Raw genomic sequence first — 13,222 nt, 5'->3', positions numbered from 1 at the left:
GCGACGTTTGGTGACGAAACCCCGTAAGCTGGGCGTCAACACCCGGGTTACGGACATGGATGTATCCCGGATTACGGTCATCAGTCACGAGGACGCGGATGAAGGATCCCATCGGTACCCGGGACATCGGTCCCCGTGTCGGAACCCCGCTCTGGCTCTACATGGCGGGCACCACCTTCGCCGGGGCGCTCCTCTTCGGTGCCTCCACCTTCGAACTCGGGCTCGATCAGCTCTTCCTCCTGGGGCAGGAGCCGCTGATCTGGGTTCTGCTGTGCATGATCGTCCTCGGGGAGCTCACCCCCATCGCCATGCCCGGTCAGGCCCCCGGCAACGGGGTTCCCACCTCCCTGCCCTTCACCTTCGCGCTCGTCATCTTCTACGGGCTGCCCGTCGCCGCCCTCCTCCAATGCGTCGCCACCACCGTCTCGGGGGTGGTCCGACGGCACGCGCCCCATCGCACCGCCTTCAACGCCGCGCAGTACGTCCTGACCCTCGGCGTGGCCGACGCCGTCCTGCGCCTGGTCCTGCCCGAGATCGTCATCGTCCCCGCGGTCCCCGCCGGCGCCGAGCTCATCGCCATCGCCCTGGCCGGCGCCGCGTCCTTCGTGGTCAACCGCACCCTCGTGCTGTGCGCCGTGGCCATGCACGAGCGGGTCCCGCTCCGCCAGGTCATGTTCAAGGGACTGCGTCAGCAGATCTACGTGAACGCCGTCCTGATCAGCCTGTCGCCGCTCATCGTCATCGCGATGACCCACTCGGTGCTGTACGTTCCGCTGTTCGCCTTCCCCCTCGGAGCGCTCTACGCCTGTGTCCTGCTCCTGGTCAAACGCGACCACCAGGCCAACCACGACGAACTCACCGGCCTGGCCAACCGCAAACTCCTCACCGTCCGCGCCCACCGGGAGATCCTCCGGGCCCGCCAACAGGGCTCCCGGGTCGGTCTCCTCCTCCTCGACCTGGACCGGTTCAAGGAGGTCAACGACACCCTCGGCCACCCCACCGGAGACCGGCTCCTGGTGACCCTCGCCCGCCGACTCACCCACAGCGTGCGCCCCAACGACCTCGTGGCCCGCCTCGGCGGCGACGAGTTCGCGATCCTGCTGCCCCAGGTGCGCGACAACGACTCCGCCCGCGAGGTGGCCCTGCGTCTGCGCGGTGCCCTGGCCGAACCCGTCCGCCTCGACGGCATGGACTTCGACCTCCAGGTCAGCACCGGAATCGCCCTCTATCCCGACGACGCCCCCGACTTCCCGCTCCTGATGCAGCGCGCCGACGTCGCCATGTACGTCGCCAAGTCCGGTCGCACCGGGGTGGAGAGCTACGATCCCGGCAAGGACCGGAACTCCACGGCCCGGCTGAGCATGTACAGCGAACTGCGCCGCGGGCTGGCCGACGGGGCCCTGGAGATGCGCTACCAGCCCAAGGTCGCCCTCGCGGACGGACGCCCCATCGGGCTGGAGGCCCTGTCCAGGTGGCGGCATCCCGTCCGCGGCCTGCTCACCCCCGACGAGTTCATGCCGGTGATCGAGCACTCCAACCTCTTCCGGGCCTTCACCGTCCAGGTCCTGGACATCACCCTGGCCCGTCTCTCCCTCTGGCGGGAGGAGGGGCTCACCCTGCCGGTCTCGGTCAACCTGGGGGTGCGCGAACTCCTCGACCCGGACCTGCCCGACACGGTCGCCGCCGCCCTGCGCGAGCACGGGGTGCCCGCCGACCGGCTCGTCCTGGAGATCAGCGAACGGACCCTCATCGCTGACGCCGAGACCGACGCAGCGGCGGAGGCGGCCGCGCGGCTGCGGGCCCTGGGGGTGGGACTGACCCTGGACGACTTCGGCACCGGCCATTTCACCCTGGCCCAACTGGCGGGGCTGCCCTTGGACGAGGTGAAGATCCACGACTCCCTGACCGCGCGCCTGTCCGACGAGGCCTCCGGTGGACGCACCGTCGTACGGGCGGCGATCGCGCTCGTCCGCGAGCTGGGCATGCGCGCCACCGCCGAGGGGGTGCGGAACGCGGAGATGGCCCGTGCCGCCGCCGAGAGCGGCTGTCACGCCGCCCAGGGGCATCACTTCTCCGAACCCCTCGCTCCTCGGGACGTGCCGCCGTGGCTGGCCGCCCACGGCACCGGCGCCCCCGCTCACCCCCGCGCCTGACCGTTTCCGGCCACCGGCCGAGGGGCGATCATGGCGGTCCGGAGAGGTGGAGAAGGCAAGGGTCCCTTGTGTCCTGTGGGTTTCCGGTGGTGGAGGCCGGGACGTATCGAGGGTCGACGGCTCTGGACGGCCACTACGACGGACTGCGAGGGGCGACCGCTGCGGCTCAGGTGGAGACGGGGCGATTCTCGGGCATGCGGAAGTAGATCATGGGGTTGTCGGTGCCGGTGTGCACGGGCTCGTCGAGCCCCGGGTCCCGGCGAAGTTCCAAGAGCGCCCTATCGGGTGCGGGGGCCTTGGCCCGCGAGACGGTGAACGGTTCCGTTCCCACGCGGCCAGGACAGCACGGCGGCCCCCTCGGTGAAGGGCAGCGTCCGTTTGCCGAACGCGTAACGTGTCGGCGTGTTCTCACCCTGGCCCCGAAGGGGGCGGTCGATCGTCGCTCCGAGAGTGATTCTCGGAAATCGCGTCGGCGGGCTCTTCCGGATCTCGTGGCGGGGAAGGGGAAGAGCCCCTCCTCAAGGCGGATGAATACTTCTTTCGGATGTGGAGAAGCGCGCCGAATAAGGTCGTGATATTCGGTTCTCAGGGATGAGGTGCTCGATCGAGAGTTGATTTATGTTCGATCTGGGGCAAGGGCGTGAGAACGCGCCATTCTCTCGAGAACGGGGGCGGCGATGGGCGGCACCGGGCCCGACGCCACGATCTCGTCCGACTCGGAGCGCGTGCTCGCCGGAGCGCTCACCTGACTCGCGGATCACGTCGACGCATCTCTCCTTCGGTGCGGACCCGCATCACTGCCTGGGGCATCGGCCGGCCCGGTCCGAGTTGAGGATCGGCCTCAAAACGCTGTTCGAGGAGTTCCCGGGCCTGAGGCCGGTCGTTCCACCGGAGCGGGTGCGTATGCGTACGACGTCGGCGGTCTACGGGGTCCACGCTCTCCCGTCACCTGGGGAGGGTGAGAAAGGTGAGATCGGGGGTTTTCGGTGAGGTTGAGAAGGGTGGGTTACGTGGTTCTCGCCAGCCCAAGTCTGTTTCATATCATTCGCCCCTTTTTGTTGGTGATCTGATCGGCTCTCGGGGTGAATGATGGGGTGGGTTCTCTGTTTTTCCGTTCCTCTGGTGGGCATGGATGATTTCGATGGAATCAAGGTGGTCCATGGTCGACGGGAATGAATTCCCGCCTGTGGCATGATCCCGGGGAGCCCACCCTGGACTGCGAGGTGTCCGACCGCACGCCGAACGGCTCGCCCCCGACGTCGTCGTGGTCGCCCTGACACGGTGCTCGACCCCGCGGTGATCGGAACCCTCGTGGGCGAGTTCGTCCGTTACGGAGTGGTCCCCCGTGCGGGGGCGGGCGGTCCCGGAACGGGGTGGGACGCGGGCTTCACCGCCCGCGAGCGCGACGTCGTCGAACACGTCACGACCGGCGTCGGCAACGCCGAGATCGCCGGCACGCTCGGGCTTTCGGAGACGACCGTGAAGTCGCACGTGTCCAGCGCCCTCACCGGACTCCGCCTGCGCGACCGGGTCCAGCCGGTGGTCCGGGCCTACCGGAACGGAGCCGTGAGTCCTCCTCCCCCGGGAGAGGGACGGGGGCCGACGTCCTGTCCTGAACCGTCGGGTCGGGGAACGGGACCGCGTCATGGCCGGGGCGCCATAGGATTGTGCTGATCACCCGTCCGCCGAAGAAACGGTTCTCATCTGATGACCGCCATCACCCGTGATGAGGTCGCGCACCTCGCCCGGTTGTCGCGGCTGGCACTCGACGAGAGCGAGCTCGACACGCTCGCCGCCCAGCTCGGTGACATCCTCACCGCCGTGGCCAAGGTGCAGGAGGTCGCCCAGGGCGACATCCCGCCGAGCTCGCACGCCCTGCCGCTGACCAACGTCTACCGCCCCGACGAGGCCAAGCCCGGCCTCACCCCCGAACAAGCCCTGGCCGGCGCCCCCGCGGTGGAGGACCAGCGCTTCCGGGTGCCGCGGATCCTGGGGGAGGAAGAGTAGATGAGCGACGTCATCGGTCTCAGCGCCGCCGAACTCGGCGCGGCCATCAAGGCGGGCGAGGTCTCCTCGGAAGAGGCGACCACCGCCTACCTCGACCGTATCGAGTCGGTCGACGGAGACATCAACGCGTTCCTGCACGTGCGCAGGGAGACCGCCCTGGCCCAGGCCCGCGAGGTCGACGCCCGACGTTCCTCCGGCGCCGAGCTCGGCCCCCTCGCCGGTGTGCCGGTCGCGCACAAGGACGTGTTCACCACCAAGGACATGCCGACCACCGCCGCCTCCAAGATCCTGGAGGGCTGGCGACCGCCCTATGACGCCACCGTCACCGCACGGCTGCGCGAGGCCGGTCTGGTCATCCTCGGCAAGACCAACATGGACGAGTTCGCGATGGGCTCCTCCACGGAGAACTCCGCCTACCAGATCACCCGCAACCCGTGGGACACCGCCCGCATCCCCGGTGGTTCCTCCGGCGGTTCCTCCGCGGCCGTGGCCGCCTTCGAGGCACCGCTGGCCACCGGTACCGACACGGGCGGCTCCATCCGTCAGCCCGCCGCCGTGTGCGGCCTGGTCGGCGGAAAGCCCACCTACGGCGGCTCCTCCCGCTACGGGATGATCGCCTTCGCCTCCTCCCTGGACACCCCCGGCCCGTTCGCGCGCAACGTGCTCGACGCCGCCCTGCTCCACGAGGCCTTCTCCGGCCACGACCCGCGTGACTCCACCTCCATCGACGCCCCCGTGCCGCCGGTGGTCGACGCCGCGCGTATGGGCGACGTCGAGGGGCTGCGCGTCGGCGTCGTCAAGGAGTTGGACAGCGACGGCTTCCAGCCCGGTGTCCGGCAGCGCTTCCGCGAGACGGTGGAGCTGCTGGAGTCCCTGGGCGCCAAGGTCGTCGAGGTGTCCTGCCCCAGCTTCGACGCCGCCCTGTCGGCCTACTACCTCATCGCGCCCAGCGAGTGCTCCTCCAACCTGGCCCGCTTCGACGCCATGCGGTACGGCCTGCGGGTGGGCGACGACGGCACGCGCAGCGCCGAAGAGGTCATGTCCCTGACCCGCGCCCAGGGCTTCGGCCCCGAGGTCAAGCGTCGGATCATGCTCGGCACCTACGCGCTGTCCAGCGGCTACTACGACGCCTACTACGGCAGCGCCCAGCAGGTTCGTACGCTGATCAAGCGCGACTTCGACGCCGCCTTCGAGAACGTGGACGTGCTGGTCTCGCCGACCACGCCGACCACCGCCTTCCCGATCGGTGAGCGCTCCGAGGACCCGATGGCCATGTACCTGGCCGACCTGTGCACGATCCCGTCCAACCTGGCCGGGAACGCCTCGCTGTCGGTGCCGTGCGGCCTGGCCCCGGAGGACGACCTGCCGGTCGGCTTCCAGATCATGGCGCCGCCGCTGGCCGACGACCGCACCTACCGGGTGGCGGCCGCCGTCGAGCGCGCCCTGACCGAACGGGACGGTTCGCTCATCGCCCGCAGCCCCTACGCCGTCTCCTAGAGACCGCGTACGAACGACGCCCCGCCCCGGAACCTCCGGGGCGGGGCGTTCGTCGTTCCGGCGCTCAGAGGCGGTCGAGGAACCCCGTGATCCGCTCGTGCGGCCCCTCGGGGATCGAGATCCCCCAACGGTCCGCGGCCTCCCGTGCGAGTTCGCGACTCCACGTCCAACTCTCGCGCACCGTTCGCCGCACCTCTTCGGGGTCGGTGGTACCGGTGGTCCGGCCGTACCGTTCGACGACGTCGCCGGGCAGGTCGGCCTCCAACGCACGGCTGGGGGTGAGCCAGTGGTCGGTGGAGCCGTGCAGGAGGCGGGCCAGTTTGAGCTGGTGCGGGGCGACCATGACGGCCAGGCCGGCGTGGGCCCGGGCGTACTCGCCCCGGGCCAGGACCTGGCCGGTCATGAGCGTCCAGTTCGCGAGCTCCCCGATGAGCCGTTCCGCGGTGGGCGCGGGGTCCGGAACGACCGGTTCGACCAGTGGACGCACGGCCTCGGTGAGCCGACCGGTACGGTCCAAGAGCACGGCGGTCTCGGGGGAGGGGAGGTGGATCATGCCCTTCCACGAGGCGATCTCGGGGATGGCGGAACCGGCCGCCTCGATGTGGAACTCGCCGCGCATGAGGTCGTCGAAGATCACGGCCAGGATGCCGAACAGGTTGGTGTAGGCCAGTTCGAGCGGGGCCAGTCGGGAGACGAACTCCGTGCCGTCGAAGGATGCGGCGTGTTCGTCGGCGACGTACAGGTAGGCCTCGATGTCGGAGTGCGCGTCCGCCTCCCCCTGGGTCCATGAACCGTAGAGGAGGACGCCCTCCAGTCGGGGTTCGGCCTCGGCGATCTCACGGAGGCGGGCGATACGCCGGTCCAGGGCGATGGCGGGTCGGGGCATGGAGGCGGCTCCGGGGTCGCGATTCGTGGACGAGGGGTCCGCGCCGAGCGGACCGGCCTCAGGTTCCCAGAACCGGTGGGCTCCCGCACGCCTTTTCCCTTGAGCGGACGAACGGCGGCGTACCCGGGAACGAGAAGGGGCCCGCCCCGCCGTGGAACACCACGGTGGGACGGGCCCCGTACTTCTTCCGGAGCCGGTCCTAGACCTCGGTGGCCTTGCGCTTGCGGCTCAGGTAGAGGGCGCCTCCGCCGGCGGCGAGGGCCGCGACGCCCGCTGCGACGAGGCCGGCGAGCGCGCCACCGGTCACGGGGAGGGTGGGCTTGTCGTCCTCGGCGGGCGGGGTGGGCTTGTCGTCACCCGGCTTGGTGGGCTCCTCGCTCGGCGACGGGGTCGGAGCGGGGGTCTCGGTGGGCTCCTCGCTCGGCGACGGGGTCGGGGTCGGGGACGGGGTCTCCTCGCCCTCGCCGTCGTCACCACCGGTCGAGGCCTCCCAGGAGGCCGAGGCGGAGGCGGAGACCGTGACCTCGTCGCTCTTGGCGGTGATCAGGGTCTGGGTGGGGTTGTCCGCGTCCTCGCCCTTGAACAGACGGCCCTGACGGACGGTGGAACCGGTCTCCAGGGAGAAGGAGGCCTCGCCGGCCTCGGCGCCCTCGGGGACGGAGAAGCCGACCGTGTCGCCACCGCTGACGGTGGTGACGGCCTCGCCGGTCTCGACGTCGACCAGTTCGACGCCCTCGGGGGCGGTCAGGTCGATCGGGATCTCGGTGGCCTCGGTGGAGATCTCGAACTCGCCGACGGTCTCACCGGCGCTGCCGGTGGCGCTGCTCGGGTCGATGCTCAGAGCGGCGGCCGGCTCCTGGGGCAGGTCCTCGGCGGCCTCGATGAGGTGGTCGTAGATGGCCTGGACGTTGCCGGGGCCGCGGGTCAGGTTCGCGCCGTTGCTGAAGTGCCAGATGGCGGCCTGGGTGGCGGCCAGGGCCTCGGCCTCGGTCACCCGGGCGGAGTTGGCGTCGGAGGCGTCGGCCAGCTCCTGGGCGCTCTTCTCCGGGTAGCCGTTCTGGAGGAGCCAGTGGATCTTGCCCGGCTCGGCGAACTCGCCCTGACCGTCGTAGTTGTTCCAGGAGCCTTCCCGGTACCAGGCCTGGCTCCGGATGCTCGTCTTGATGTCGATGCAGTAGGCGATGAGCTCGTCGCCACCCTCCAGACGGAGGGTGAACAGGCTGGTGCTGATGGACTGGCCGTCCATCTGCACGGAGGAGCCGGACTGGTGGTTGCTCACGTACTGGGCGCGCACGGAGCCTTCGTAGATCTCGTCGGCCATGGCGGCCGGGGCGGCCATCCCGAACGCCAGCAGAGCGGCGGCGGAGGTGGCCAGGCCCGCGCGGGCGAAGGCGCGGGGGGAGGGGGAGAGCTTCACGTTGTGTCCTGTCGTGAGGTGCTGTGCCACGTGCCCCCGAGGGGCGTTACGACAGCGGGGAGGGAGGCGGGCCCGAGGGGCGGCCGAACAAGGGGATCGGCGCTCGTTGAAGGGCCCGAGGGCACAGCGGATCGTTTGTTCCTGTCCGATATTAGCGATCTGTCGGTCCGCTTCCAAGCCGGCGGGGGCCGATCGCCCTTGACCTGTGGGTTCCATGACGAAGGGCCCGCCCCGCGGTCGATCGCGGGGCGGGCCCTGGGCCGGAACGGGGGTCAGGGAGTGTTCTCTGGATGCTTTCGCCTGGCATCGGCGGAGCCGATCCGTGGCGAGCGGCAGCCGGGCGATCTCTCGCCAGACGACGAGCGAAGGTCAGCCCGGGTTTGGCTGTCCGAGCGACGTCGGCGCCGCGAGAGGAAGCCCGGCCACGCGAGCGCGGAATGATCCAGAGAACACGACCTAGACGTCCGTGCCCTCACCGGTCGGAGCCTTGCGCTTGCGGCTCAGGTAGAGGGCGCCTCCGCCGGCGGCGAGGGCCGCGACGCCCGCTGCGACGAGGCCGGCGAGCGCGCCACCGGTCACGGGGAGGGTGGGCTTGTCGTCCTCGGCGGGCGGGGTGGGCTTGTCGTCACCCGGCGTCGTCGGCTCCTCGGACGGCGAGGGGCTCGGGCTGGGACTGGGGCTCGGAGAGGGGGACGGACTGGGGGAGGGGGTCTCCTCGCCGTCCTCATCGTCCGGCTTGACCTCCCAGGACGCCGAGGCCGACGCGGAGACCGGAACGTCCCCGCCCTCGGCGGTGATCAGCGTCTGGGTGGGCGTGTTCTCGTCCTTGCCCTTGAACAGGCGACCCTGCTCGACGTAGGAGGTGCCCTCCAGGGAGAAGGAGGCCTCGCCGGCCTCGGCGTCCTCGGGGACGGAGAAGCCGACCGTGTCGCCGTCGTCGACCGAGGTGACGACCTCGCCCGTCTCGACGTCGACCAGTTCGACGCCCTCGGGTGCGGTCAGGTTCAGCTCGACCTCGGTGGCGGTCGTCTTCACGAGGAACTCGCCGACGATCTCGCCCGCCGTGCCCTCGGCGGAGCCCGGCTCGATGCTCAGAGCGGGGCCCGGCTCCTGGGGCTGGTCCTCGGCCGCTTCGACCAGGTACTCGTAGACCGCCTCGACGGCCGCGTCGTTACCCGAGCCGAGGTCCATGTCGTTGCTGAAGCGCCAGATGGCGGCCTGGGTGCCGGCCAGGGCGTCGGCGGTGCTCAGACCTTCGACGCCGGCCTTCTCACCGAGCTCCTCGGCCCCGACGGTGGGGTAGGAGTTCTGGAGGATCCAGTGCACCTTGCCGGCCTCGGCGAAGGAGCCGAGACCGGGGTAGTTCGCCCAGTCGTCCTCGACGTACTCGGCGCCGGAGACGATGTTGGTGCGAAAGTCGATGCAGTAGGTGGTGAGCAGGGTGCCGTCGGTCAGCTCCAGGTTGAAGAGGCTGGCCGGGGCCGATCCGCCGGCCATGCGGACGGTGGGGCCGTTCTCGGCGTCACCGACGTACCGGCCCTCGACGGAGCCCTCGTAGGTCTCGACCTCGTCGGCTGCGGCCGGGCCGGCCAGGCCGAAGGCGAGCAGGGCCGCGGCGGAGGCCGCCAGACCCACGCGTCCGGCGCTGCGGGGGAGGGAGAAGTTGCTCAAGTTGTGTCCCGGTGTCTTCTAGGGGTGACCGGATGGATATCCGCCCTTCCCATCTGAAAGCTGTGGGGAGCGGAAGCGGACGACGTCGACGCGAGCCCTGGTGATGAAGGCGTGGAAAAGGGTGTCGTCGAAAAGGCGACATGGGAGGACACCACGATCGGGGACAGGGGGTTGTGGGTTCCACGGGAGGGACGTGCCCTTCACCGAGGGTCTCGAGACGCGGGAGCGGGCCGCGTGCGCCATGGATGGTCGACCGCCCGCCCGATACTAGCGAGCCGCCCCAACGCTTCCAACCGGATTCGCGAAAATGTGATGTGTTCCGGTTCCGAATAAAACAGAACACGGGAAATCCGCATTATGGGTGAGTGTTATGGAACGCCGTTCCCCGTTTCGCCGTCGTTCCGATGGCTCAGTCGCGCCGTTTCCGGCCGAGGACCAGAATGAGCAGCCCGGACACCACCAGAGCGCCGGCGATCACCAGGAGGCCGGACAGCCAGGTTCCGGTGATCGCGAGGCCGCTCTTCTCCTGGTTTCGGTCATCACCGTCCGTGGCGGTCGGTGACGCCTCGGGCGGCTCGGTGGCCGTGTCCTCTTCGGGCGGAGGGATCTCCGACTCGTCCACCACGGGCGGCGCGGCCTCCTCCTCGTCCTCCACCTCGCTCTCGGGGGGCTCCTCGCCGTTCCAGGTGAGGGTGGCGCTGGTGGCGCTGGTCGCCACGCCCGGCTCGGCGGTGATGAGGGGCTGGGTGCGGACACCCTCGCGTCCGGTGAACAGTCGCCCCTCCTCCAAGGGGACGTCGCTGCCGCGCAGGTGCAGGGTGGCCACTCCGGCGGGAACCGACGGGTCCACCGCCAGATAGAGATCCTCGCCGTCCTCGACGGTGGAGATCTCGCGCCCGTCGGCGTCCACCAACCAGGAGGCCGGGGCGCCGCGCAGCGACGCCTGGACCGAACCGCCTCCGGCCACGGAGACCGTCAACGGGCCCAGCGGCTCTTCGGGGGCGACCGCCTCCAGTTGGTTCGGGGTGACCTCCAGGGAGCGGGCGGTCGCCCCGGTCTCCGCCGACCGACTGCCCTCGACCAGGTGGTCGTAGAGGCGCAGGACGGTCTGGGAGTTGCTCTCCTCGTCGAGCTCCGTGCCGTCCAGGACGTTCCAGAGGGCCGCCTGCGTCGCCGCTATCGCGTCCGGCCCCTCCACGAAGGGCAGACCGGAGGCCAGGGCCAGGGAGGGGAGGGGCTCGTTCGGGTAGGAGTTGCGCACGATCCAGTTCGCGCGGTCGGCCGGGTTCGGGGCGGCGGACGTCCCGGTCCAGTGGGGGGTGTCGGTCCACTCGGACTCGACGTAGGCGGTGCGGGGACGCACCTCCTCGTCCAAGAGCATCGGATAGGCGCGCACGGAGTCCTCGTCGGCGACGCGCAGGCTGAACAGCGCCGTCTCCGCCTCCCGGCCGTCCTCGAGCACGACCGGCGAACCCATGACCGGATCACGGTCCACGCGGGAGAAGTCCTCGGCGAGGGCCGGAGCGGTGGTGAGGGCACCGATCAGAGCGGATGCGGAAAGCAGCGCGGCGCACCGACGCAGGATGTCGGACATGCTCAGGCGCTCCTGTACGAAGGCGGTCGAGGTGTCGAGGCCTCGACCGGCGAAATCGTGTTCCTGGACCATCCAGACTAATGGTCCGGCACCCTGGGTGACGGTAGATCTCCTCTACAGCGGCTCAATCGTGCACTGGCCGTGACATCCGTAGGGCCTTCCGTGCTCGGGTGCGGGGACAGTCGACCTCCGAGCGTCGGTAGGCTGACCTGGAAGGTATGTCCTCTACGGAAACGGGTTTGCGGCGATGGCCCACGCGGTAACTCCTAGCCCTGCCACAGACGATGGCGGCACCACCCCGGTGGCCTTTGAGCAGGCGCTGACCAGGTACGAGCCCGTACTCGGTCTGGAGACCCACATCGAACTGGGTACCGCCTCCAAGATGTTCTGCTCCTGCCCCACCGCGTTCGGCGCCGAGCCCAATACGCAGGTGTGTCCGGTCTGTCTCGCCTTCCCCGGCTCTCTGCCGGTGGTGAACGAGAAGGCCGTGGAGAGCGCGATCCGTCTGGGGTTGGCGCTCAACTGCTCCATCGCCCCCTGGGGCCGTTTCGCCCGGAAGAACTACTTCTACCCGGACATGCCGAAGAACTACCAGATCTCGCAGTACGACGAGCCGATCTGTGTGGACGGTCACCTCGACGTCACCGTCGACACCCCGGACGGCCCGCGCGAGTTCCGGATCGAGATCGAGCGCGTGCACATGGAGGAGGACACCGGCAAGTCCTCCCACGTGGGCGGTTCGACCGGCCGGATCCACGGCGCCAGCCACTCCAACGTGGACTACAACCGCGCCGGGATCCCCCTGCTGGAGATCGTGACCAAGCCGATCACCGGGACCGGTGGGCTCGCCCCGCTGGTCGCCCGCGCCTACGCCGCCGAGCTGCGCGACCTCGCGCGCTCCCTGGGCATCTCCGACGTGCGCATGGAGGAGGGCTCCATGCGCTGCGACGTGAACGTGTCCATCAACGAGATCGGCGCCGCCGAGTGGGGCACCCGGAGCGAGACCAAGAACGTCAACTCGCTGCGTTCGGTCGAGCGGGCCGTGCTCTCGGAGATCGAGCGCCAGGCCGGTGTCCTCGACGCGGGCGGTCGCGTCGTCCAGGAGACCCGTCACTTCCAGGAGCACCTCGGTCGCAGCACCTCGGGCCGCTCCAAGGAGGAGGCGCAGGACTACCGTTACTTCCCGGACCCCGACCTGGTCCCGGTCGCGCCCTCCGCCGAGTGGGTGGAGGAGCTGCGCGCCACCCTGCCCGAGCTGCCCGCCGCCAAGCGCGCCCGGGTCAAGTCCGAGTGGAACCTGAGCGACACCGAGCTGCGCGACCTGATCAACGCCGACGCGATCGATCTGGTCGAGGCGACCGTGGTCGCCGGAGCGCCCTCCGCCGAGGCCCGCAAGCTGTGGCTGAACGAGCTGTCCCGGCGCGCCACCGAGCAGGAGACGGAGCTGGGCGCCCTGCCCATCACCCCGGCCCAGGTGGCCCGGATCATCGCCCTGGTGGCCGAGGGGACGCTCACCAATAAGCTGGCACGCCAGGTCGTCGAGGGTGTTCTGGCGGGCGAGGGGGAGCCCGACGCCGTCGTGGAGTCCCGCGGCCTCAAGGTCGTCAGCGACGACGGTGCCCTCGGCGCCGCCGTCGACGAGGCCATCGCCGCCAACCCCGACGTCGCGGAGAAGGTGCGCGGCGGCAAGGTGGCCGCGGCCGGAGCCCTGGTGGGCGCGGTCATGAAGGCCACGCGGGGGCAGGCCGACGCGGGCCGCGCACGTGAGCTGATCCTGGCCAAACTGACGGGGTGAGACCCCGGACGGGGTCGATCCGCCGTTCACACGGATCGTCCCAGAGAGTGGTTCGGCGCCGTGGAGAGCGGTACGTCGTCCTCGGACACGCCCGAGAGGTCGTTCGGGGACACACCCGGAGGGGGCTCCACGGCGCCGTTCCCATATCCGGACACGGCGCGGCGAAACCCGAAAAGGAGATGACCGAGCGTAGTCGCTCCGT

At 70.1% G+C, this 13,222-nt stretch carries 10 protein-coding genes; 5 read left to right on the top strand and 5 right to left on the bottom strand.

Translation table 11 applies throughout. The features are described from left to right. Positions 1–98 precede the first annotated feature (98 nt). A complete protein-coding gene (locus U9J66_RS21750) occupies positions 99–2,153 on the top strand; it encodes a putative bifunctional diguanylate cyclase/phosphodiesterase (RefSeq protein ID WP_326338520.1) in 2,055 nt (684 codons plus the stop codon). 166 nt (positions 2,154–2,319) lie between these two features. Here U9J66_RS21750 and U9J66_RS21745 read toward each other — a convergent pair whose 3' ends face one another. After that, positions 2,320–2,484 (bottom strand): hypothetical protein, encoded by a 165-nt coding sequence (locus tag U9J66_RS21745; RefSeq protein WP_326338519.1) that lies wholly within the window; start codon positions 2,482–2,484, stop codon positions 2,320–2,322. Between the two features lie 950 nt (positions 2,485–3,434). On the opposite strand from U9J66_RS21745, the gene U9J66_RS21740 reads away from it, so the two are divergent. Genes U9J66_RS21740 through gatA form a run of 3 tightly spaced genes read left to right on the top strand, consistent with a single transcriptional unit; the run spans position 3,435 to position 5,657 of the window. After that, positions 3,435–3,827 carry a response regulator transcription factor gene (locus U9J66_RS21740; RefSeq protein ID WP_326338518.1) on the top strand — a complete coding sequence of 131 codons (393 nt, stop codon included), beginning with the start codon at positions 3,435–3,437 and terminating at the stop codon, positions 3,825–3,827. Positions 3,828–3,860: 33 nt separating this feature from the next. After that, positions 3,861–4,160, top strand: coding sequence for an Asp-tRNA(Asn)/Glu-tRNA(Gln) amidotransferase subunit GatC (gene gatC, locus U9J66_RS21735; RefSeq protein ID WP_014911146.1), 300 nt, complete (start codon positions 3,861–3,863; stop codon positions 4,158–4,160). Next, a complete protein-coding gene (gene gatA / locus U9J66_RS21730) occupies positions 4,161–5,657 on the top strand; it encodes an Asp-tRNA(Asn)/Glu-tRNA(Gln) amidotransferase subunit GatA (protein WP_326338516.1) in 1,497 nt (498 codons plus the stop codon). Positions 5,658–5,721: 64 nt separating this feature from the next. On the opposite strand, the gene U9J66_RS21725 is transcribed toward gatA, so the two are convergent. The 4 genes from U9J66_RS21725 to U9J66_RS21710 all read right to left on the bottom strand — a co-directional run bounded on the left by U9J66_RS21725 (position 5,722) and on the right by U9J66_RS21710 (position 11,225). Beyond that, positions 5,722–6,543: a DNA polymerase subunit beta gene (locus tag U9J66_RS21725; protein WP_017535775.1), complete on the bottom strand. Its 822-nt coding sequence runs from the start codon at positions 6,541–6,543 to the stop codon at positions 5,722–5,724. Between the two features lie 199 nt (positions 6,544–6,742). Then, positions 6,743–7,960, bottom strand: a complete 1,218-nt coding sequence (locus tag U9J66_RS21720; RefSeq protein WP_326338515.1) for a thioester domain-containing protein — start codon at positions 7,958–7,960, stop codon at positions 6,743–6,745. Between the two features lie 456 nt (positions 7,961–8,416). Continuing rightward, positions 8,417–9,631 carry a thioester domain-containing protein gene (locus U9J66_RS21715; RefSeq protein WP_042282821.1) on the bottom strand — a complete coding sequence of 405 codons (1,215 nt, stop codon included), beginning with the start codon at positions 9,629–9,631 and terminating at the stop codon, positions 8,417–8,419. A 409-nt stretch (positions 9,632–10,040) separates the two neighbouring features. Continuing rightward, entirely contained in the window at positions 10,041–11,225 is a 1,185-nt protein-coding gene (locus U9J66_RS21710; RefSeq protein ID WP_202423148.1) for a thioester domain-containing protein, read from the bottom strand. A gap of 301 nt (positions 11,226–11,526) precedes the next feature. Between U9J66_RS21710 and gatB the strand changes: the two genes are divergently transcribed. Continuing rightward, positions 11,527–13,020 carry an Asp-tRNA(Asn)/Glu-tRNA(Gln) amidotransferase subunit GatB gene (gene gatB / locus U9J66_RS21705; protein WP_017535459.1) on the top strand — a complete coding sequence of 498 codons (1,494 nt, stop codon included), beginning with the start codon at positions 11,527–11,529 and terminating at the stop codon, positions 13,018–13,020. The last annotated feature ends 202 nt before the right edge of the window (positions 13,021–13,222 follow it).

The organism is Nocardiopsis sp. LDBS1602 (genome assembly GCF_035818715.1).
GTDB lineage: Bacteria > Actinomycetota > Actinomycetes > Streptosporangiales > Streptosporangiaceae > Nocardiopsis > Nocardiopsis alba.
Note: the sequence above shows the minus strand (reverse complement) of the source record. Positions and strands in the feature narration are given on the sequence as shown.